The organism is Listeria ivanovii subsp. ivanovii, assembly GCF_900187025.1.
Taxonomy (GTDB): Bacteria; Bacillota; Bacilli; order Lactobacillales; family Listeriaceae; genus Listeria; species Listeria ivanovii.
This window is the reverse complement of sequence record NZ_LT906478.1, coordinates 350707-370956: the sequence shown is the minus strand read 5'-3', so window position 1 is coordinate 370956 and position 20250 is coordinate 350707. Positions and strand designations below refer to the sequence as shown.

Below are 20250 nucleotides of genomic sequence, written 5' to 3'. Positions count from 1 at the left end.
TTCTCTCCTAACTAGCTCTTATGATTAGCGTTAAAATCAAGGCTAATCCCTGGCTCATCAAACGCAATTTCGGTCACATCGTATGTTAAGCGCTTGATGTAATCAATTAATGGGTTAGATAAACCTTCTACATCTGGAATTGCTAATTCTGAAAACTGACCAAAATAATCTTTCACTTGGACGATACGGCTGATTCTGCCATCAACTCGAAATTTTTCAAGTGCTAATACGAACGGAATCGTTATTTTGAAAAATTTCCCTTTAGCCATTAGTTCCTCATTGCCGCCGATTGGTTCTACTTCATGGACTTCTAATTCAATTTTATTTTCAATTTGACCGTTTTCTTCCAAAATTGTTTCAAAGTTGTATTTTTCTACGACTATTTTATTCGTCACTATATCCACAAATTCACCTCATTATAATGTATACCTGTATACTACAGGATATTTTAGTTTGTGACAAATTCTTTTAGCAAGTGATTTCGATTCGATTTCCTTCTGGATCCGCGATGACACTTTCATAGTAACCATCCCCTGTTGTTCTTGCTTCACCTAGAATTTCAAACCCTGCTTTTCTTAGCTCTTCTGTCAGTGTATCAACTGTCGCTTTCGATTCTGTTGCAATCGCAATATGCGCCCAACCTAATTTTTCACCGGCTACTTCTTCTGATACATCCGTACGTTTCATTAATTCTAGTCGAGCACCCGTTTCGAAAGTCAAAAAATAAGACGAAAAGCCTTTCGTTTTATTTTCATATACATCATTGGCTATTGCCCCAAAATAAGTGACATAAAAATCTTTCATTTTTTCTAAATTGCTTGTCCATAATGCGATATGTTCTATTTTCATCAAAAATCCTCCTAGTTATAAAAAAAGCGCTGCTGAAATCCAGTAAACAACGGCAGCTAAAAGTCCCGCAAGTGGTAAAGTTATAAACCAAGTCACTACCATATTTTTACCCGTCCGCCAGTTCACTTCTTTTTTATGATTGGCTGTTCCAACCCCCATAATCGAGCTATCAATTACTTGCGTTGTACTGACTGGTAAATGGATAAGAGTGGCTGTCATGATTACAGACAGTGAGCTTAAATCAGAAGCAACTCCTGTGACTGGAGTAATCTTCATAATTTTCGTTCCAACTGTTTTGATAATCCGGTATCCTCCTACCGATGAACCAATTGCCATCGAGGCCGCACAACTTAATTGTACCCAAAATGGGATTCCTGCTGATTCTTGCAAAAGACCACTAGCCACTAAAGCTAGCGTAATAATCCCCATCGTTTTTTGTGCATCGTTCGTTCCGTGCCAATATGCTTGCATTGCCGCGGTTCCAATTTGAATAAAACGAAAACGGCGGTTCATTTTACCTAATTTTTTATCGTGAAAAAGATTTTTAAAGAGCGAATAAATCAAATATCCCACTGTAAAACCAATAATTGGCGAAACAATCAGCGCGATAATAATTGTGGTAAATCCAGACCAATTAAGTACACTAAAACTGCTAGCAGAAGCGATCGATGCCCCAGCAATCGCACCAATCAGCGCGTGTGAGGAGCTACTAGGCATTCCAACTAGCCATGTCATCAAATTCCAAATAACCGCCGCAATCAGCCCACAAAGCACAACAAATTCGCCATTATTAAGCGAAAATGGATCAACAATGCTTTTCGTGAGTGACTCTGCTACCCCTGTAAACGAAATCGCTCCTAGAAAATTCATAATCGCCGCTAAGCCAATTGCCACTCGAGGTTTTAATGCTCTCGTCGAAATACTTGTAGCCACCGCATTCGCAATGTCATGAAATCCATTTATAAAGTCAAACGCCAATCCCATAAAAACGATAATAATCGTAATTAAAATAACCGTATCCATTCAGCAGTTCTCCTTGTCGAAATTCCTTTTTGTACTATATACCCCTTTTTACAATAAAATAAAAAGAACCTGTTCTTATCTTAGCAACAGATTCTCGTTAGTTTCATTATAATTCGTCATTCCAGCTGTCAGTATCATAATCATAGCTGTCGTCATAGTTGTAGCCATCATCATAGTTATGCCCGTCCATCATATTGTGCATACCACCATCGTTTGCTACGAAAAAGATGAAGCCAACTAAGCAGATAATAACAATCATTGTGTTAACAACAGCCACACCAATCCCACTAATTAGTAGCCCTAGATTGCTTTTCATTACTTCGCCTTTTCTGCGGATAATTAGATAAATCACCAAAATAATAAATACATTGACGAAAACCATAAGTATACACCAAAGAATCGCGTTCATTCCGCGTTGTTCGGCATCTTTATAAACCCAAATAGCTAAAAGCGCTTTTGCTGCTAAGCCCAGTATCGTCGCAAATATTAAAAAAATTGGAAAAAGTACTGCTACTCCCATTTTGTCCCCTCACCTTCTATATAATTTGTTTTATATTCCTTTTTGCTAACTGTTAAAATTCCAGCAATTAAAAATAAAATTCCGGAAATAGTGAAAATTTGTAATCCACCTAAAACAATAAAGCAAATTCCAAAAACTTTTACTTTTGCATGGTTATTTTTAATTTTAAATGCACCGATAAATCCGAAAACTGCAGAAACTAAAGCGAAAAAAGCCGCTACGAGTGCAAAAAAGGTAAATAAGCCAACCATAAATGTATCTTCACCACTGCTATAGGATGCGGGCTCTGCATACATCACAAGCGTGCTAAATCCAAATAAAACCGCGTATAAAGCAGCCCCGAAAAAAGTTAGAATGCTAAATGATGCACCAATAATTAGTAAAATAAATTCTGTTTGTCTATTCATTAAATCCTCCATCTGCTTATTTATTCTCCCTACAGTGTACCACGAAATCATGCTTGACCAAATGGAAAAGTATAAATATTCACGAAAAATTCACGAAAAAGCCACTTCCTTTAAAAAAAGCCGTAAACAAAGCAAATTTCACTTCATTTACAGCTTGACGATATCGATTTATTTTTCATCATTTAATACTTTTTGATACTTTAAAAAAAGGGTCTCGAACTCTGTTTTATCAAAATCGTACTTACTTCCCTTGGCTATTGCTTGTAATTTCTTCAAACAAACATGCCAGCCAGAAACGTCTCTTGGAGTATGATCAGTAATTATTTGAAGTTGTTCGGTGAAAGTTACTAGTGTTTTGTTTTCTGCCAGTTCAGATAACTCAAAAGTGACATTATCTTCATCCCATTCAAAACTCAATATTCGATTCGTTTCCCAAGCTAAAATCGGCATTGTTATTTTTTCTTCAGGCGTCATTACAAAAAGAAGGTGTCCACTAGGGCCAGATTCGCCTACTTCTAGTTCATCAAACCACTGAACTAATCCTGCATTCGTAGTCAATAGTTCAAAAACACTTGTAACTGGAGCATTTATTTCTAGTTCAAATTTAACCTTAGTAGATTTACTCGCATACTTTTCAATGCTTTCTTTCATCCGAATCACCCCTAGCAATTTGCTTTCATTTTCGCATAGTTTAGTGATTAGCGCAAAAAGAACGATTCGCTCTAGCGTTCCTTCACCACTCGCTCGTATAGTGCTTCCAATTCTTCATAACTAAGCTCTCTGAGTCGTTTTCGTTCCACATTAGTTATGAAACTTAAAATTTCGACTAAAACCCATGAGTCATTTGCTTTTTGCTCGTTCTTCATCAAAAACGCCTCCTCTAGTTATTCTGTACGTAAAGCATCTATCGGCATTTTCTTAGATGCTTTACGAGCTGGAACTACACCAAATAAAACTCCTATAAACATCGAAAAACCGACTGCCAAAAGAATAGTAGAAGCTGAAACAGACATTTCAAAATCAGATAAAATTGTGACTAATTGAGCAGAAAGAACTCCGAATATAATCCCAATCCCCCCGCCAAGCAAACTAAGCACGACAGCTTCCACTAAAAATTGCAACAAAATATCACCATCTCTTGCTCCAATTGCTTTTCTAATACCAATTTCTCTAGTGCGTTCTGATACGGATACAAGCATAATATTCATAATCCCAATCCCACCAACTAAAAGAGAAATCCCTGCGATTGCACCTAGTCCAAATGTTAATGTTTTCGTAATACTGTCAAAAGTATCCAGTGCCGCTTGCTGGTTAACAACCTTATAGCTATCTATCTCATTTGGAAAAAGTTGACTCATATTTTGCTTCACTCGATTGACCACATCTGGGACAGTTTTAGTATCTTTCGCTTGAATATAATATAAATTAATTGAATCTGTCTTAAAAAGTCTTTCTGCGGAAGTAATTGGAATAAATAATTGCTTATCAGTTGAGCTAAATAAGCGTTCTCCTTTTTCTTTTAGCACACCAATAACTAAATACCTCACTCCAGAAATTCGGATATATTTCCCAACTGGATCTCGCTCTTTAAAATAGGTTTTAGCAATATCAGAACCAATGACGGTTACTTTTTGAGCGTAGTTTATGTCTACTTCTGAGCAAAATCGCCCTGCTGTTAGTTCTACATTTTTTATATCTGAATAAGCTTCATTTATACCAGTCACTTGCATCTCTTCTGTATGTTCGCTACTTCTAACTGCTTTTGTTTGCGATACTTCTGGAGAGCCAATTTCGTTGTTAGCTAAAAGACTCGTCGCTTCCTTATAGGTGAATTTGTCATTAGAGCTATTAGATGAAAAACTCACGGACACCAAATTACTTCCCATATCCCCTAATTGAGTCGATACATTCTTTGAGATAGCCTCACCAATAGAAACAAGTAAAATAACGGAAAAAACGCCAATAATAATTCCGAGCATCGTCAAAAAAGTACGGAATTTAGAGGAGCGTAGTTGTTTTAAAGCTAATTTTACGTTTTGGTAAATTTTCATTTCTCATTCCATTCACGGAGTTTTCCATCTTTTATTTCTAATATTCGTTCTGCTTGTTTAGCAATATTTATGTCGTGAGTAATTATAATTAGCGTGTTACCTTCCTGATGAATTTCTTTTAGTAAAGCCATCACTTCTTCACCTGTTTTGGAATCTAAAGCTCCTGTTGGTTCATCTGCTAATAAAATTTCTGGATTTCCTGTAATCGCTCTGGCTATCGCGACACGTTGCTGTTGTCCGCCCGATAGTTGTGTCGGTAAGTGTTTTTGCATATCTAACAAACCCACTCGCTCTAAACTTCTCAAGACTTTTCGTCTTCGCACAGCTTTGTCGACACCTCGATAGATTAGCGGTAATTCAACATTTTCAAATGCGGTAAGTCTTGGCAATAAATTAAATTGCTGAAAAACAAATCCAATCATTTCATTTCTAATTTTCGCTACTTTTTTTGGCGATAATTTTGTTAAATTTGTCTTTTTTAAATAATATTTTCCTAAACTCGCCTTATCTAGTATGCCAAGAATATTCATTAATGTAGATTTTCCTGAACCAGAAGGACCGATAATTGCAATAAACTCTCCTGAATCTATACAAAAAGACACATCATCTAATGCGTTTACTTTGTTGTCTCCCATTTGGTATGACTTGAAAATATTAACTAGCTGTATCATGTAACATTTAGCTCCCATCAATTCTAAGGAATAATCACAGGCTGCCCTTCTTCAAGACCTTTTAATACTTGGATGGACTTAGTGTTATGTTTACCTGTTTCAATCCATATTTTCTTTTTTTGCTTATCTTCGCCAATGATATACGCATATGTTTTGTCTGTTTTGTCGGTATGTACTGCTTCAATTGGGGTAATCAGTGCGTTTTTCTCTAAGGCTACGAGCACATCTGCACTGACGGACATGTTTTCTTTTAGACTCGCTTCATTATCTAAATCTATTGTGACTGCATAAGAAGTAACTGATCCATTTATCACACCTTTATCATTTATTTCTGCAACTTTACCTTTGTATACGGTGTCTTCTACTGCTTCGATATGTACTTCGGCTGTTTGTTTCTCCTTTATTTGATTTATTTCTAGCTCATCAACCATAATTTGAACAGCAAAATCTTTATAGTCCGGCCATTTATTAGCTATTTTTACGACATGGCCTTCCGCAGAAACATATACGCGTAAATCTGCTTTTTCTGCCTTCACTGTTTTATAGTTGACTGCTTGTGGAACCTTTTTTTCGTCTTCTTTTATAAAATAATAGCCTACTGATCCAGCAATGATAATCAGTATAATAATTAACCAGCTTATTTTTTTCAATAGTTAGAAACCTCTCTTTAAAAAGCAATTAAAATCATTGCATTCATAATATGTTGAAAGCATTCTTTAAGTTGTGTATAATTCCATGATTTTAGAATTTCAATCATATTGGATAATTCTTCTGAAATCCTATCACTTGCCGACACAACAATTAGTTTCACTTCATTTGTTGCGTTATCGTGCACTTCATTCCATAAGTCTTGGATAACCCGATTAAAATAATCATTATTTAATTTCCCAATAAAAATACTAATGAAATCTTCAAAAGCACCACGCATTAATTCATATTCTCTATTCTTCTCATAATAAATCACTTTTTCCGCAATATTAATAATGTCATCCACTACAATATAATCTTCACGCAAAACTAACTTCTCCGTACTTTCATATACTAAAAGTTCCACTAACTTCATTCGTGAAAAAAATTCCGTTATATTTATTTCTGTATTTTGAACAAAAGCTCCCCGATTATACTGATGCACTAAAAACCCAGAGTGGCATAGATTGATAATAGCTCGCCTAATTGGTGTTCTGCTCATATTTAGTTCTTGGGATAATTTTGCCTCTACTACCCGATACCCCGTTGGATATTCTCCAGTTGTGATTTTATTTTTAATGTACTCAAAAGCAACACTCTCCAACCGATCACCTTTTGCGATTTTTGGCATAAGTCATTCTCCTCCTTTATGTAGGGCAAGCAACATTTCGCTCTACAATGCCATTTTATCATCTAACTAATGAAAAGAGTACTTAGCATATAACTTAAATACTCTTTTCACTGATGATAAATTTATCTAGTTGTTTTTTTTCGGTAAGTAGTTATACCAATTGCAGCTAAGCCTAGCCCAGAAAGAACTATCCAAATCATGGAGTTATCTCCTGTTTTTGGTATTTTTTTCGCTTTTACATCTGCCTCCGTCGTTTTTGTTACATTTGAAGGCTTTTGAGATTTTAATGGATTTTCTGTAGGTTTTTTAGCATTATTCGGTCCATTAGATGGTTCAGTTGGTTCAGACGGTTTAGCTGGCTCGATAATCAGTTTTCCATCTTGGGTGACAGTTATTTTAATTGTCAGTGATGCCGACAAATTTCCAGAGTCTGATACTGTGTAAGTGACTTGGTAAACACCTTTTTCTGAATTTTTCACTGTATCTTTTGTAATTTTAATTTTAGCTGTTAAGTCACCATCTTCTTTATCCGTTGCTGTAACACCTTTTAAAGCATCGAACGCATCGCCATCTTTGATAGTTTGGTCTTTAGCATGAATGACTGGTGCTGTATTGGCTGTTAAAGCTACTTCTTCTACTGTCACTTTAATGCCTTTAGTTGTTGTAAGCTTGCTTGAATTTGTAACACTATATTCGATGTCATATACGCCTGCCTTATTTGTATCTACGGCATTTGTTGTTACTTTAACATCTTTTGTAATGTCGCCATCTTTTGCGTCTGTTGCAGTTACTTCATTAAGTGGATTAAAAGCATCGCCTTGTTTTATTGTTTTGTCTGTTGCATTAATTACAGGCGGAGTTGCTTGAGGTGTCTCGTTAACCACTAATACATTTTTCCAAATAACAGTAGTCTCTGGAGCTGTTGGAATAACGGAACCTGCTGTTAAAAACACACCGATATCTGCTTTAATATTTTCATTTGCTGTAAATTCAAAAGTATGCACGAAAACTTTTTTGTTTGCATCTGCAGTATCTACTACATTACGAGTTGTGCGAGTTACATCATTGTTATTAACTTCAGCACCGGAAGAATTCGGCATAAATAAACCTGATTTTGCTGATTGACCGGTAACCGTATTTGTCATTGTCATATCAACATTTGCTTCACACCCTACTGAATATTTGTAAGATTTGCCTTTTTCAAGTTGTACATCTTCATAACCAACAAAATAAGTGCCGCTTTTTAGGTCTTTATATGTTAAATTTTTCTCTGCCGTATTTGCTGCACTGGCAACAACTCCTGGAATAAAATTAAAAACAACCATTGATGAAAGAGCAAGTGTTGCTAATAATGCGATTATTTTTTTCATGGATTTAATATCCTCCTTTTTTGCTTCTTAAAGAAAATAGGGTTAAGTAAGCCTTAACCCTATTTTTCAGCTTATTCTGGTAAGAATCAACCAAAGATTCCTTTGATCAAGTTGTTTAAAAATTCAGTAACATCTGGAAAACGTACTGCGCCAGAAATGTTTCCTAGTAATTGTAGAAAGTAAGTCATTATGTGTCAGCCTCCTTTTTAATAGTTTAATTTTTTAATCAACCAAAAATCCCTCTGATTAGGTTATTAAGAATTTCGGTAACATCTGGTAATTGGAATGCGCCAGAAATGTTTCCTAGTAATTGTAGAAAATAAGTCATTTTTTTCACCTCGCTATACTATGTAGTTGGAACTTACATCCAAAGTTAATTATAGCTGATAAAAGCGCCATTTATACCGCTTTCATTTTTAAAAACATTAGCTTTCAAAATAAAAACCAAAGTTTCTTTTTACAATTTATATATCAATTTAATGCAAAACAATATACTTTAAAATGTTTATTTTTAGTTGTCAAACATATAGATTTAGACACATTTCCGCTATATTTATCCCTTGATACAAGCAAAAAGTATATTATAATCGGAATTGTTAGCATTGCTCATCTGCCAATGTTCGAAATTAAACGTTTAGAATTGAAAAAAACAATTTTAATTACCAAAAATCATTATTTAAGCACTTATTTCCTAAATCCTAAACAAGGGTACAACATTTTCCTCATGATAATCATCCAAAATTGGACAAAGCCAGCCAACGTGAGATAATAGAAAAAAAGATTGATAGGGGCGAGTATGAAGAATGACTAAAATTGGATTTATCGGTGCAGGAAATATGGGGACAGCAATGATTCGTGGTCTTGCAAAAACAGACTTTATTGATAGAAAAAATTTATTTGTCTGTGGTAGAAATATTGAGAAATTACAACCGCTGGAAACGGAATTCAAAGGCATACAGCTAACAACTAACGTCAAAAAACTAGCAGAAGCAGTTGATATCATTATCTTATCGGTCAAGCCATATACTATTTCAGAAGTATTAACTAACATCAAAGATAAACTTACTCCGGAAAAAATAATTATCTCCGTTGCCGCTGGAATAACCATTGCCGATTTAGAAAAACAAACTATACCAGAAACTAAAATTATTCGTGTCATGCCAAATACACCTGCACTAGTAGGCGAAGGTATGTCCTCTATTTCGCCTAACACAAGTGTAACTGCTGAAGAAACAGCGATAGTTTCTAAAATTTTTACAAGTTTTGGTCAAACAGAAGTTGTTCCAGAAAGTTTGATGGATGCAGTAGTTGGAGTGAGCGGTTCTTCTCCTGCCTACGTTTATATGTTTATTGAAGCTTTAGCAGATGGAGCTGTGTTAAATGGCTTACCACGCGATAAAGCTTATAAATTTGCGGCACAAGCAGTTCTTGGTTCCGCAAAAATGGTGCTCGAAACTGGTGAACATCCTGGTAAATTAAAAGACATGGTCACTTCTCCTGGTGGAACAACGATTGAAGCAGTGAAATCTTTAGAAGATAACGGCTTTCGTTCGGCTGTAATAAATGCTGTTCAAGCAGCTGCTTCCAAAAATAGTTCGATGTAAGTTAATTATAAATATTTACCGAAAAAATACTTTTCTTCGCCTTTTAAAGGAAAATTTTGAATACGACCAAGCTCCGTGTACCACACTTTTTATAAAATTCCGGAGCTTGGTAACTAAAGGTTGTTAATGAAATGTAGTGGCAATGGTGCATTTTTCCGTATACTTCCAGTCCCCAAGCCACTTCCTTGCTGGCTTTCATCCACTGAAAGAAGCGAAACATGTAATTCTCCGTAACTTATTTTTGCAAGTAACCCCACCAACTATTTCTAAAGCATCATTCAGTGCCGCAAAACTAACATAGGTTGCATCACTTTTTGGTATACTGTACCCAAATCGCGTCTTGTGATTCAGAAGTCCCTCCACTACTTTTGATTCTACTTCCTCAAGCGGTAATTCTTTTATTCGAAATGTCATTTTTATTCCTCCTTTTATTTTGCAAAAAAAACGCCACTATAGATTAGTGACGTTTTGTCATTTATTTTAAATTTGTTACACGACCATAGCCGGCAATGTATTTTTTCCAATAGCCAGATGTGACGGAATCGTATTTCACGCCATTATTTTGGGCATTTAGCATTTTGCCATTGCCAACGTAAATACCAACATGTGCGATACCTTTACCATAATTAAAGAAAATTAAGTCCCCATTTTTCAATTCACTTGCTTTAATTTTCTTAGCGGAAGCGTATTGTTGTTTGGCAGTCCGTGGGATAGATTTTTTGATTCCTTTAGAGTAAACATATTGCGTGTAGCCTGAACAATCGAAACAGCTTGGACCAGTTGCGCCCATCTTGTATCGTTTGCCGATATGTTTTTTAGCTTCATTATTTAAGGCAGTAAAGCTTTGTGTCGAAGCAACAGGTGCTTTGTATGTAATAACACATTTCCCTGATACGTAACCAACTTTACCCTTATAAATTGTTTTATACCAATTGTTTTTTGTTTTTGCAGTAAAAGTAACGGTTGTCCCATTTTTGTAAAATCCGATGACTTTCCCTTTTGTGTTGTCTGTTGTGCGGATATTAACATCGGCTGTAGTTGTCATTTTGTATGTTGTCGCTGCAAATGCATTATTTGTTGGTAAAAATAGTACTGAAAAAGAAATCATTAAAGCTATAAACGCAAAAAAAAGCTTTCTTCTCGTTGCTATTATTTTCAATCCACGCACCCCTTTTTTATATAATGCTAGCATATCAGCTCAATGTTACAGTTATACTACAGCCATTTTAAAACTTCGCGTTATTGTGTAACAGTTTAAGTTCATACTTATTAAACAAAGCTAAAAGTTTATTTTCATTGTAAATGGGAACCTTCCTTATAGAGAGATTAATTACTAGGGGTGATTTAATGACTGAAAAAAAAGCAACACGCACAGAAATGAATGAAGAATTTATTGAAGATGCCTTCTTTGAAAAAGGACATATCTGGTTAAAGGTGAAGCAATTATTAGTTACGATTCTTGCTTGGATTGGCTTGTTATTACCGTTTGGGCTAGTTTTATTTCCAATCCTTTTTTTCAAAGATAAAGTGATTGTCTTTGATGCATTCCAAACGGCGATACGACTTTTCCAACTGATGGATGAATTTTTATTAGCAGCTGCAATCTTTATAGTTATTTTCTTTTTAGTATTAACGTATCGAAATAATAAACGTTTTAAAAATTTATTACAAAAAAAGAAGACCTATGATGAAGAAATATTGGATACTCGTAAAGAAATTTTAGAACAATACTTCACAGAAAACTTTGGTCCGAAAGCAGATCGTGAAGCGACCAAATTCATTTCTATTCCGGAAGAAAAAAACATGCAGACTTCCACTATCAGAGACTTATACGAAAAAAATGAGGTACCTTTAAAATGAATCTAAGTGTAATTGATACTGGGATTCCAGCAATTAATATTTTCATTACTTTTTTATTCGTCATTTTATTAACGTACCCGATTTTAGGCGGATTTGCATGGTTCGTTGGTGCGTTTTGTTATACTTTTTTATTCAAATACAAGCAGAAGAATTGGACGGATATCCCAGCAACAGTCGAACCATTTATTACGATTATGGTTCCAGCTCATAACGAAGAAGTTGTGATTGAGGATACGATTGAATACTTAATGAACAAAATCAATTATACAAATTACGAGATTCTGGTTACAGATGATGGTTCCACTGATTCTACCCCAGCTATTTTAGATCGCTTAATGGGAAAATACGATAATCTTCGCGTTGTCCGAATGGAGAAAAACAAAGGAAAAGCGCATGCCTTCAATATCGGGACAGCTTTCGCGAAAGGGGAATTGATATTAAGTAATGACGCGGATACGGTCCCTGAACCTGATGCGTTATGGAAATATGTTAATTACTTTATTCGCGAGGATGCGCATAATATCGCTGCGGTTACTTCTAATATGGACGTGCAAAACCGCTCCACTTTAGTTGGTAAATCGCAAACTGTGGAGTTCTCTAGTATAGTCGGCATTATTAAGCGGACACAAACGAGTGTATTTGGCGTTATTTATGCTTATAGTGGCGCAAACACGATGTATCGTAAAGACGCCTTAATGGACGTTGGGATGTTCAGACAAGACCGAGCAACAGAAGACATTAGTATCGCTTGGGATCACCAATTTGACGGCTGGCTCTCTCTTTTTGCAACGGATATTATCTTTTTCATGGAAGTTCCAGAGACATTAAACATGCTTTACAAACAACGCAAACGCTGGGCAAAAGGAGGTACTGAAGTTTGGCTGACGAATTTCAAAAAGGTACTCCGGCATCCGTTTCAAAATATTGGCCGGACCTCCCTCTTCGTTGACCAAACATTGAGTATTTCTTGGACGTTTTTTTTCTGGATATCTAGTGCGATTTTCTTTGCCAGATTTATTTATTTGCTTTTCATTTGGGACACACAGCAAATTTTGTTCATGCTTACCGTCGCCTTTGTTTTCGTTTGCTTCGAAATGGTTGCTGGAATTTTACAACTCCTCGCCGCCTTGCTTATTGATGATAAAGGAAATAAATTAAAATATTTCTTATTCACACCGCTTTACTTATTGTTTTATTGGATTATGAATGCTGTAACGATTTTGATGACCTTTATCCCTGCTGTTAAGACGATTTTAGGTTTCGGGACAGGCGTTTGGACTAGCCCAGAACGACGTCAAAAATAAGCTTTCTCATCTAATTTTAATAATCTCTTTGCAAACTTTCATCTAAGCCTTATATGTATACAGATTAACTCTCATACTAGGATGTTATTCTATATATAAGGATAGGTGAGGATATTATGGACAAACAATTAGAAGTTATTTTAGAAGATTTAGAAGTTAGTAAAGCTGATAAAGACTGGGTCACCTACGATACATTATCAGAAGGTCAAACTTTAGAAAATCGTCATTTATTGAAACACTTCTTAATTCTTGAAAAAGGAACCCTACACCTAGAAAATCAAAATACACAAATCTTACAATTTTTCACTAGTGGCGATATTGTCTTTTTATCTCCATTTGATATGAATGTCGACATGCAACTAAAACTGGTGTGTGATCAAACAGCAAAAATTGTCTTTGTCGACCGGGAATACTTTTTAAATTTTGCCGCTAATAAAGCATCTTATATGGAATGGCTATTAACGTCTGTCCTTTCTAACTCAGCGGCTCTATGTTTTGAATTAATGAAACATGATTTACCAGCTGACGAACGAATTGTTTACACTTTGCAACGACTATGTAAGAAAACAAAAACAGAAGAAGAAGCAACGAGAGATTATTACGAAGTCCCAAACTTTTTAAATAAAACAAAAATGGCTCAGTACGGCGCAATGTCTCGAAAAAACTTATATAATAAATTAGAAATTCTAGAAGAAACAGATCAAGTGAAACAAAAAAAAGAAAAAGTGTTTGTTACTGCTACTACAATTTAATAGTGCTTTAAACAAATATAAATCTAATTATTAAAAATAAGACTACTAATTCTCCAGTTATTTGTAGAGTTAGTAGTCTTTTTTGGTAGTATTTTAAATTTCTTAAATCCTATATGATAATAACAGGAACTAAATAATTTTTTGAAAAAAAAACAAACTTTTAACTAATGTTATTCGTCTATTATATGGATAGTGAGAGGAGTACCCTGAAATGAATGAAGACATGCAAGATTATTTCGTAGATTGTATTACGGAGAATAAAGCAGATTTCTATCGATTAGCATTTAGCTATGTGAAGTCAGAAGCGGATGCACTCGATATTATACAAGACTCTATTCAAAAAGCACTTATCAGTTTACACACTGTTAAAAATAAAGATTCCTTGAAAAGTTGGTTTTACAAAATCGTTGTGCGCACATCGATTGATTATCTTCGAAAAAATAAGAAGATAATTGTTATGAATCAAGATAAATTAGTCCATTTAAACGGGCTAGTAGAAGATAAATATGAAAATATTGATTTAAAAATTCAATTAGAAAAATTGCCAATTAAATATAAAACGGTAATCATCTTGCGCTACTTTGAAGACTTGAGCCTAGAAGAAATTTCCTATATCATCAATCGAAACCTAAGTACTACCAAAACAAGGCTTTATAAGGCAATCAAACTACTTCGACAAAACCTGAACAAAGAGGAGTTGAATAATGATGAATAAATTACGACAGAATTATAAAAATATACCAATTCCTGATGAATTAGATGCGATTATTCAAAAGTCATTGCATAAAAAGCCACAAAAAAAATTCTTTACTTTTAAACGAAGTATTTTAACAACCGTAGCTATTGGATTTGCTATCTTTATTATCAGCATTTCTACTAATTCAGCAGTCGCTCAGGCAATGATGCAAGTCCCTCTTCTGAAAAATATTGTCCAAGTTTTTGTAGGAACAGAACATACAGAAAAAACGGCAAAAACAGAAATCTCCTTAAAACTACCTAAAATACAAGGACTTGAAGAAAAGAAATTAGAGCAAGATATTAATAAAGCTTATGACGATACAGGTGAAAAACTTTTGAAGGAATACAAAGCAGAACTAGCAAGCGGTAATGAACATATTCAAATTTCAAGTGGCTTTAAAGAAATAACGAATACAAACCAACTTCTTACTATCCGACTTACAACAGAAAAAATCAGGGCCAGCAGCTACACAGAATATAATTATCTCAACTTAGATAAAGAAAACCAAAAAATCTTGCAACTACATGACCTCTTTAAAGACGACAGTTACGTAAAGCTCATTAAAGATAATATTTTCTTCCAAGTAAAAGAACAAATGTCTAGAAATCCCGAAAAAATTTACTGGGATATTAATGAATGGAAACCATCTTTTTCTGCTCAAAATCTAGAAAAACGCTTTTATATTAACGCTCAACATCAACTTGTTATTTCGTTTAACAAATATGAAATTGCTCCAGGTTATATGGGCAATATTGAGTTCGTAATTCCTACTAGTAACATTGAAAGTTGCCTCAAAGATAATAAATTCATAAAATAAAGGAGCGTCACCTATGCACAGAAAAAAATCAAACAAACGAAACCTATTACTATTTTTATTAATTTGTCTAATTCCTATTTGCCTTATAAGTCTAGTCCTTGTAGTAAAAAGTTTTATTTTCAACGAAGAAGTTAGTGTTTCTAGTAGAGCCCCTGAAAAAGAACAGCAAGTCCAAAAGCAGGTTACTAAAAAAATAACAGATAAACTAAAACCGAATAAAGTCGAAGCTCCCGTAAAAATTGATGGAAAAACCGTATTCCTAACTTTTGATGACGGTCCAACTACCTATTTAAACGAATTTATCTCTGTTTTGGAGAAAGAAAAAGTTCCCGCAACATTCTTTTTTGTAGGTAATTGTTTAAATCAACTGAAACCAGAAACAGCTTCTAAACTTGTAAAATCCAAACATAGCGTTGGTTTACACAGTTATTCGCATGATGCTAATCTACTTTACAGAAAAACTAATCCTACTTTTATTCCTGAAATGGAACGTTTAAAAAATGATATAAAAAATAAAACAGGTATCACAACAAACCTAGTCCGCGCACCTTATGGTAGTACTTATTTGACAGCTGGTGAGTATCAAAATGTGAAACAAAAAGGCTTTAAGCTGCTTGATTGGAATATAGATAGTAATGATTGGCGTTATAAAGACGATTCAAATAGTGTTATCCAATCAGTAATGACACAAGCGAAAAATTTAGAGCAAAGTAACGAACCTTTAGTTATCTTATTCCATGAACGGAAAAACACCCTTCAAGCATTACCGACAATTATTAAACAGCTTAAAGAAAAAGGTTATCGTTTTAATTCTTATACTGAAAAAATACCTTTTACAGAAATATTTAAAGAATGATATCCAAAAAACCAGTGATTCTCCAAGTTTAGAGAATCACTGGTTTTTTAACGGTCTTTTCGTAGCGAGACCGGTTTATCCAAAATTTCTTTGGTAATAATAGCTTCTTGTAAACGTCCGCGTAATCGGCGTGAACGTTTATGAGTAGAAGACACGCTATGGATAGATTTTGCTTTTTTCTTGCGGTTTGCTTCTCGCTCCACTTCTTTAAGCGAATGTTGCAGTGCCGCTTGTTGTTCTGCGAGCTCTTTGTTTTGTTTACTTTGCGTAAAAGTCCCTTGTGTTACATTTCTTTTGGTGGGCTTTCTAGTAGTTTGTGTATGGACGTGTTTTGGTTTAGGGGCAGCTTTCTTGGCTTTTTCTTTAGCCTCGGCCCTTGAATGGTTAAAAATACTACCGACAAAGCCGAGTATCCCCAAGATAACAACAATGCCTTCCCAACCACCCTCTATGAATTTATTCCAATCCACTTACAACACCTTCTTTCTTGTAAAAAGATCGAGGTTTATTTTTCATCTTCATGTGCAATTGATTCACGCATCGCTGTATCTGATTGCACATTTTCCATTTTGTAAAAATCCATTACGCCAAGATTTCCTTCTTCTAAAGCACGAGAAAGCGCGCGTGGTACTTCTGCTTCTGCGGCTACTACGGCCGCTCTATTTTCTTGTTCTAGGGCAATCGCTTCTGCTTTACGTTTCGATGCAGCTGCTTGAGCAACTTCCATGTCCGCGTTGGCTTTTTCGATGTCTAGTTTTGCTTTAATATTGTCTCCGATACGCATTTCGGCAATATCAATCGATAAAATGGTATAAGCAGTTCCGTCTCCCAGTCCTTGTTCTTGGACTTTTTTCGAGATACTGTTTGGATTTTCAAGTACATCTGTATGCTCTTTCGTTTCACCGACTGTAGATACTACGGCTTCACCGACACGAGCGATAACTGTATCTTCCCCAGCACCCCCAACAATACGTTCAATGTTGGATTGTACGGTAATTTGCGTAATAACTTTTACTTCAACCCCGTTTTGCGCCACACCAGTAAATTCAGGTGTACGAATAACTTTTGGTGTTACAGAAGTTTGTACAGCTTCAAGCACGTCACGTCCAGCAAGATCAATTGCTGCAGCACGGCTAAAGTCTAATTCAATATTTGCGCGGTGTGCGGCGATTAACGCATCAACTGTGTTATCCACATCCCCACCAGCTAAATAGTGACTTTCTAATTGGTTTACTTCTAAATCAAGACCTGCTTTTACTGCTTTGATTAACGGTTTTACAACACGAGATGGTACAACACGGCGTAATCTCATTCCGATTAAAGTTCCTAGTCCCACTGGTACACGTGCAGATAAAGCACTAATCCATAATCCCACTGGTACTAAAGTGAAAAATACGATTAAAAAGATGATAATTAGTACTGCGATAATAATTGGTCCAATCATTGTCATTTTTCCTCCTCTTGTATATCTTCATTGACGAGCACATATCCAAAATCGATAGCTACTGCGACTATGGGTTTCCCAACTTCCAAATAACCTGTTTTTAAACGAGCTTCATAGACTTCTCCGTCTATCTTGACACTACCAATTGGCTTCAGTGTCGTTGCTGCTACACCTTTTTTCCCTACTACTTTGTCTCGAAGCGTTTTCATTCGTTCGATTTCTTTATCTTCTAAAACCCCCCGGTGCACGAGTCCCCATGAATCTCCATATACAAAGTCATCTTCTGTAAAATTATGCTTCAATCCAGTCACCTTCTTTAGGAACTTTTTTAAATTTTTACTTTCTCCTGTAATAACCATAACACGAATGAAACCTTATGTAAAAAGCTTTCGATGAGAAATATTTAAATTTTTTCATTTTTTCATCAAAAAGAAGTAAGTAGTTATTTTTTATTCAGTTAAATCCCAATTAATCGGGGTTCTTCCAGCCTTTTCTAGGAAATCATTTGTTTTTGAAAACGGTTTACTTCCGAAAAATCCGCGACTTGCTGCGAGTGGAGATGGGTGAACGCCTTCAATTAGTAAATGGTTTGGATTAGTGATTCCACTTGCGGCTTTAATAGCATGATTTCCCCATAGAATAAATACTAATGGCTTTTCATAGTTGTTTAATTCTTCAAGTACATGGTCGGTAAATGTCGTCCAGCCTAATTTTTTGTGGCTCCCTGCTTTACCTTCTTCCACGCTCCAACTAGTGTTCATCAGCAGCACGCCTTGTTCGGCCCATTTAGCAAGATGCCCGTGGTCAGCTGGTTCGATATCTAGGTCGGTTTTTAATTCTTTGTAGATGTTTCTGAGGCTTGGTGGAATCCGCACGCCTTTTTGGACGGAGAAGCTAAGTCCGTGCGCTTGTCCTGGTCCGTGGTATGGATCTTGGCCAAGAATGACGACTTTAACTTTATCATATGGACATAAGCGGAAACAGGAGAACATGTCTTCTTCTGATGGATAGACGTTCCCTTTTGCTCTAGCATTCGCGACTTCCTTCATTAAATCAATAAAATATGGTTTGATAGCTTCTTGCTTCAGAAATTCATCCCAAGTTTTTACCATTTTCATTCCCCCCTAGCAATAAAATTTGTGTATGTCATTCCATTATACTTATCGACGGAAGCCGCTGTCAAAAGTTCAGAGGATTTCTATTTTTCATTTTGGGTAAAGAGAAACAAATGAGGTGGAGAGATGAAAGAACGAAAAGTTTCTTGGCTAGAATTGTTTTTTGATTTGATATTTGTTACCGCGGTGGCTTCTACTACCCACCTATTATTAAGTGTCGACAATCATCCGGATAAAACGGCGGTTTATTTTGGCGAATATTTACTTATGGTTACGCCGATGTTTTGGGCTTGGGTTGGTCAGACGATGTTTTTCAACCGCTTTGGCGAAAAAATCAAATGGCCAGAACTTTATATGTTACCACAAATGTTTTTCTTGATTTTAATGACCGCAAGTTTTGATTTAACTTTTTCGAATACGTATTATACTTTTTTGATTGGTTATTTGGGAATTCGGCTGATTACGGTGATTCAGTATTTTGTTATTAGTCGGAAGTTGTCGGGGGATGCGCGGAAAGTGGCGTTAATGCTTGGGGGCGTGTTTTTGCTTGGTGTGATTACAACGGCGACTTCGATGTTTTTTGATGGCTTTTGGCGGTATTTTGTTATGTATTTGGGAATTTCGGTTGATATTATTTTACCGCTGTTCTTATCGGCTACTCTGCGAAAAGTTCCGGTTGATTTCTCACATTTGGCGGAGCGGTTTGGGTTGTTTGTGATTATTACGTTTGGTGAGAGTATTGTCGCGATTACGACGATTTTGGTGGGACATACGCTGGATTGGTATACGATTGGTTATGTGGGGCTTGGGTTTTTGATTATTAGTACGCTTTGGGCTTCGTATTTTTATAGTTTTGAGAAGGTTGTCGATCATCATAAGGAGACACACGGTCAGTTTTTGATTTATGGGCATTTCTTTATTATTGTTTCGGTTATGCTGCTCGCGGCGAATCTGCATTTGTTGTTTGAAGGGCATTTGGAGAAGGATGTGCTGCTTCTGATGTTGTTTGGGTCGGTGGCGGTGTTTTTCGTTTCGAAGCAGCTTGTTTTCGCGGCACATAAGAAGGCAGATGTGCGGTTTTATGTTTGGAAGGATGTTTGTTTGCTTGGACTTTTGGTTGGGTTGTTTTTGGTGAATTTGATTGGGGATTTGCCGGTGTTTGTTGGTTTGGGGAGTGTTTTGGTTTGTGGGGTTGTGGATTTTTGGGTGTGGGTTGGGGTTGGGAGTGGGGTTAAAAGGCGAATAAATTAGGATTGAAAGCTAACAATTACACAAAGCGAAAATAAAGAAAAAGTGCTATTTCCAATCAGTCCATCTCAATTGTTTTCTAGGAAATTTAGAACTAGGATTTGCATGTTTATAAGAAAAATTGACGATTGGAACATTTCAAGTGAATGAATTCACATTTATAATTATATCACGGAAGAATGAGCGGCGAAAGTCAGTTTTTATTTATTTTGGAATAATTAGAAAAGTAAGATTGGAGAAAATAGCGATAGTCTAGTGTTTTTCCCCACTTTTCGAGATGTTATATTACAAAAAAAGAAGCA

The 20250-nt window shown here is 35.7% G+C and carries 25 protein-coding genes and 1 pseudogene; 8 read left to right on the top strand and 18 right to left on the bottom strand.

The window, feature by feature from the left end:
- Positions 1–11: 11 nt before the first annotated feature.
- From CKV67_RS01805 to CKV67_RS01755, 12 genes are all read right to left on the bottom strand, one after another.
- Positions 12–404 carry a DUF1149 family protein gene (locus CKV67_RS01805; protein WP_014091873.1) on the bottom strand — a complete coding sequence of 131 codons (393 nt, stop codon included), beginning with the start codon at positions 402–404 and terminating at the stop codon, positions 12–14.
- A 64-nt stretch (positions 405–468) separates the two neighbouring features.
- On the bottom strand, positions 469–849 hold the full coding sequence (locus CKV67_RS01800; protein ID WP_014091872.1) for a VOC family protein: 381 nt from the start codon (positions 847–849) through the stop codon (positions 469–471).
- Positions 850–864: 15 nt separating this feature from the next.
- Positions 865–1872, bottom strand: a complete 1008-nt coding sequence (locus tag CKV67_RS01795) for an inorganic phosphate transporter (RefSeq protein ID WP_014091871.1) — start codon at positions 1870–1872, stop codon at positions 865–867.
- A 106-nt stretch (positions 1873–1978) separates the two neighbouring features.
- Positions 1979–2392, bottom strand: a complete 414-nt coding sequence (locus tag CKV67_RS01790) for a hypothetical protein (RefSeq protein ID WP_025279742.1) — start codon at positions 2390–2392, stop codon at positions 1979–1981.
- Positions 2383–2799, bottom strand: coding sequence for a DUF4064 domain-containing protein (locus tag CKV67_RS01785; RefSeq protein ID WP_014091869.1), 417 nt, complete (start codon positions 2797–2799; stop codon positions 2383–2385). Before CKV67_RS01785 ends, CKV67_RS01790 begins: the two co-directional genes overlap by 10 nt.
- A gap of 168 nt (positions 2800–2967) precedes the next feature.
- Positions 2968–3450 (bottom strand): SRPBCC domain-containing protein, encoded by a 483-nt coding sequence (locus tag CKV67_RS01780; RefSeq protein ID WP_014091868.1) that lies wholly within the window; start codon positions 3448–3450, stop codon positions 2968–2970.
- A 71-nt stretch (positions 3451–3521) separates the two neighbouring features.
- A complete protein-coding gene (locus tag CKV67_RS14585; protein WP_014091867.1) occupies positions 3522–3665 on the bottom strand; it encodes a BH0509 family protein in 144 nt (47 codons plus the stop codon).
- An 18-nt stretch (positions 3666–3683) separates the two neighbouring features.
- Positions 3684–4850 carry an ABC transporter permease gene (locus CKV67_RS01775; protein ID WP_025279741.1) on the bottom strand — a complete coding sequence of 389 codons (1167 nt, stop codon included), beginning with the start codon at positions 4848–4850 and terminating at the stop codon, positions 3684–3686.
- Positions 4847–5521, bottom strand: coding sequence for an ABC transporter ATP-binding protein (locus CKV67_RS01770; RefSeq protein ID WP_014091865.1), 675 nt, complete (start codon positions 5519–5521; stop codon positions 4847–4849). Before CKV67_RS01770 ends, CKV67_RS01775 begins: the two co-directional genes overlap by 4 nt.
- 23 nt (positions 5522–5544) lie before the next feature.
- Positions 5545–6171: an efflux RND transporter periplasmic adaptor subunit gene (locus CKV67_RS01765; protein WP_014091864.1), complete on the bottom strand. Its 627-nt coding sequence runs from the start codon at positions 6169–6171 to the stop codon at positions 5545–5547.
- A gap of 17 nt (positions 6172–6188) precedes the next feature.
- Positions 6189–6839, bottom strand: coding sequence for a GntR family transcriptional regulator (locus CKV67_RS01760; protein ID WP_014091863.1), 651 nt, complete (start codon positions 6837–6839; stop codon positions 6189–6191).
- 122 nt (positions 6840–6961) lie between these two features.
- Positions 6962–8209: an LPXTG cell wall anchor domain-containing protein gene (locus CKV67_RS01755; RefSeq protein WP_025279739.1), complete on the bottom strand. Its 1248-nt coding sequence runs from the start codon at positions 8207–8209 to the stop codon at positions 6962–6964.
- A gap of 803 nt (positions 8210–9012) precedes the next feature.
- Between CKV67_RS01755 and proC the strand changes: the two genes are divergently transcribed.
- Entirely contained in the window at positions 9013–9813 is an 801-nt protein-coding gene (proC, locus tag CKV67_RS01750; RefSeq protein ID WP_014091861.1) for a pyrroline-5-carboxylate reductase, read from the top strand.
- Between the two features lie 5 nt (positions 9814–9818).
- Here the strand turns inward: proC and CKV67_RS01745 are convergent.
- Together CKV67_RS01745 and CKV67_RS01740 are read right to left on the bottom strand one after the other, a co-directional pair.
- Positions 9819–10227: pseudogene (locus CKV67_RS01745) on the bottom strand (GNAT family N-acetyltransferase).
- A 61-nt stretch (positions 10228–10288) separates the two neighbouring features.
- Positions 10289–10972: an NlpC/P60 family protein gene (locus CKV67_RS01740; protein WP_014091860.1), complete on the bottom strand. Its 684-nt coding sequence runs from the start codon at positions 10970–10972 to the stop codon at positions 10289–10291.
- A gap of 188 nt (positions 10973–11160) precedes the next feature.
- On the opposite strand from CKV67_RS01740, the gene CKV67_RS01735 reads away from it, so the two are divergent.
- The 6 genes from CKV67_RS01735 (at position 11161) to CKV67_RS01710 (ending at position 16141) form a co-directional block, all read left to right on the top strand.
- Complete coding sequence (locus CKV67_RS01735; RefSeq protein ID WP_025279738.1) at positions 11161–11673, top strand: hypothetical protein; 513 nt, start codon at positions 11161–11163, stop codon at positions 11671–11673.
- On the top strand, positions 11670–12977 hold the full coding sequence (locus CKV67_RS01730; RefSeq protein ID WP_014091859.1) for a glycosyltransferase family 2 protein: 1308 nt from the start codon (positions 11670–11672) through the stop codon (positions 12975–12977). The genes CKV67_RS01735 and CKV67_RS01730 overlap by 4 nt, the downstream gene beginning before the upstream one ends.
- 116 nt (positions 12978–13093) lie before the next feature.
- A complete protein-coding gene (locus CKV67_RS01725) occupies positions 13094–13729 on the top strand; it encodes a cyclic nucleotide-binding domain-containing protein (RefSeq protein WP_014091858.1) in 636 nt (211 codons plus the stop codon).
- 211 nt (positions 13730–13940) lie between these two features.
- Positions 13941–14444, top strand: a complete 504-nt coding sequence (locus CKV67_RS01720; protein WP_014091857.1) for an RNA polymerase sigma factor SigV — start codon at positions 13941–13943, stop codon at positions 14442–14444.
- Positions 14434–15285 carry an anti-sigma-V factor RsiV gene (gene rsiV, locus CKV67_RS01715; RefSeq protein ID WP_014091856.1) on the top strand — a complete coding sequence of 284 codons (852 nt, stop codon included), beginning with the start codon at positions 14434–14436 and terminating at the stop codon, positions 15283–15285. The genes CKV67_RS01720 and rsiV overlap by 11 nt, the downstream gene beginning before the upstream one ends.
- 13 nt (positions 15286–15298) lie before the next feature.
- Positions 15299–16141, top strand: a complete 843-nt coding sequence (locus CKV67_RS01710) for a polysaccharide deacetylase family protein (protein ID WP_014091855.1) — start codon at positions 15299–15301, stop codon at positions 16139–16141.
- 47 nt (positions 16142–16188) lie between these two features.
- On the opposite strand, the gene CKV67_RS01705 is transcribed toward CKV67_RS01710, so the two are convergent.
- The 4 genes from CKV67_RS01705 to CKV67_RS01690 all read right to left on the bottom strand — a co-directional run bounded on the left by CKV67_RS01705 (position 16189) and on the right by CKV67_RS01690 (position 18697).
- Positions 16189–16611, bottom strand: coding sequence for a YqfB family membrane protein (locus CKV67_RS01705; RefSeq protein ID WP_014091854.1), 423 nt, complete (start codon positions 16609–16611; stop codon positions 16189–16191).
- A 35-nt stretch (positions 16612–16646) separates the two neighbouring features.
- Positions 16647–17591 (bottom strand): flotillin-like protein FloA, encoded by a 945-nt coding sequence (gene floA, locus CKV67_RS01700; RefSeq protein WP_014091853.1) that lies wholly within the window; start codon positions 17589–17591, stop codon positions 16647–16649.
- On the bottom strand, positions 17588–17887 hold the full coding sequence (locus CKV67_RS01695) for an NfeD family protein (RefSeq protein ID WP_014091852.1): 300 nt from the start codon (positions 17885–17887) through the stop codon (positions 17588–17590). Before CKV67_RS01695 ends, floA begins: the two co-directional genes overlap by 4 nt.
- A 147-nt stretch (positions 17888–18034) precedes the next feature.
- The gene (locus CKV67_RS01690; RefSeq protein WP_014091851.1) at positions 18035–18697 is read right to left on the bottom strand and encodes a uracil-DNA glycosylase; all 663 of its coding nucleotides are present in this window, start codon (positions 18695–18697) and stop codon (positions 18035–18037) included.
- A gap of 129 nt (positions 18698–18826) precedes the next feature.
- Between CKV67_RS01690 and CKV67_RS01685 the strand changes: the two genes are divergently transcribed.
- A complete protein-coding gene (locus tag CKV67_RS01685; protein ID WP_014091850.1) occupies positions 18827–19951 on the top strand; it encodes a low temperature requirement protein A in 1125 nt (374 codons plus the stop codon).
- Positions 19952–20250 lie beyond the last annotated feature (299 nt).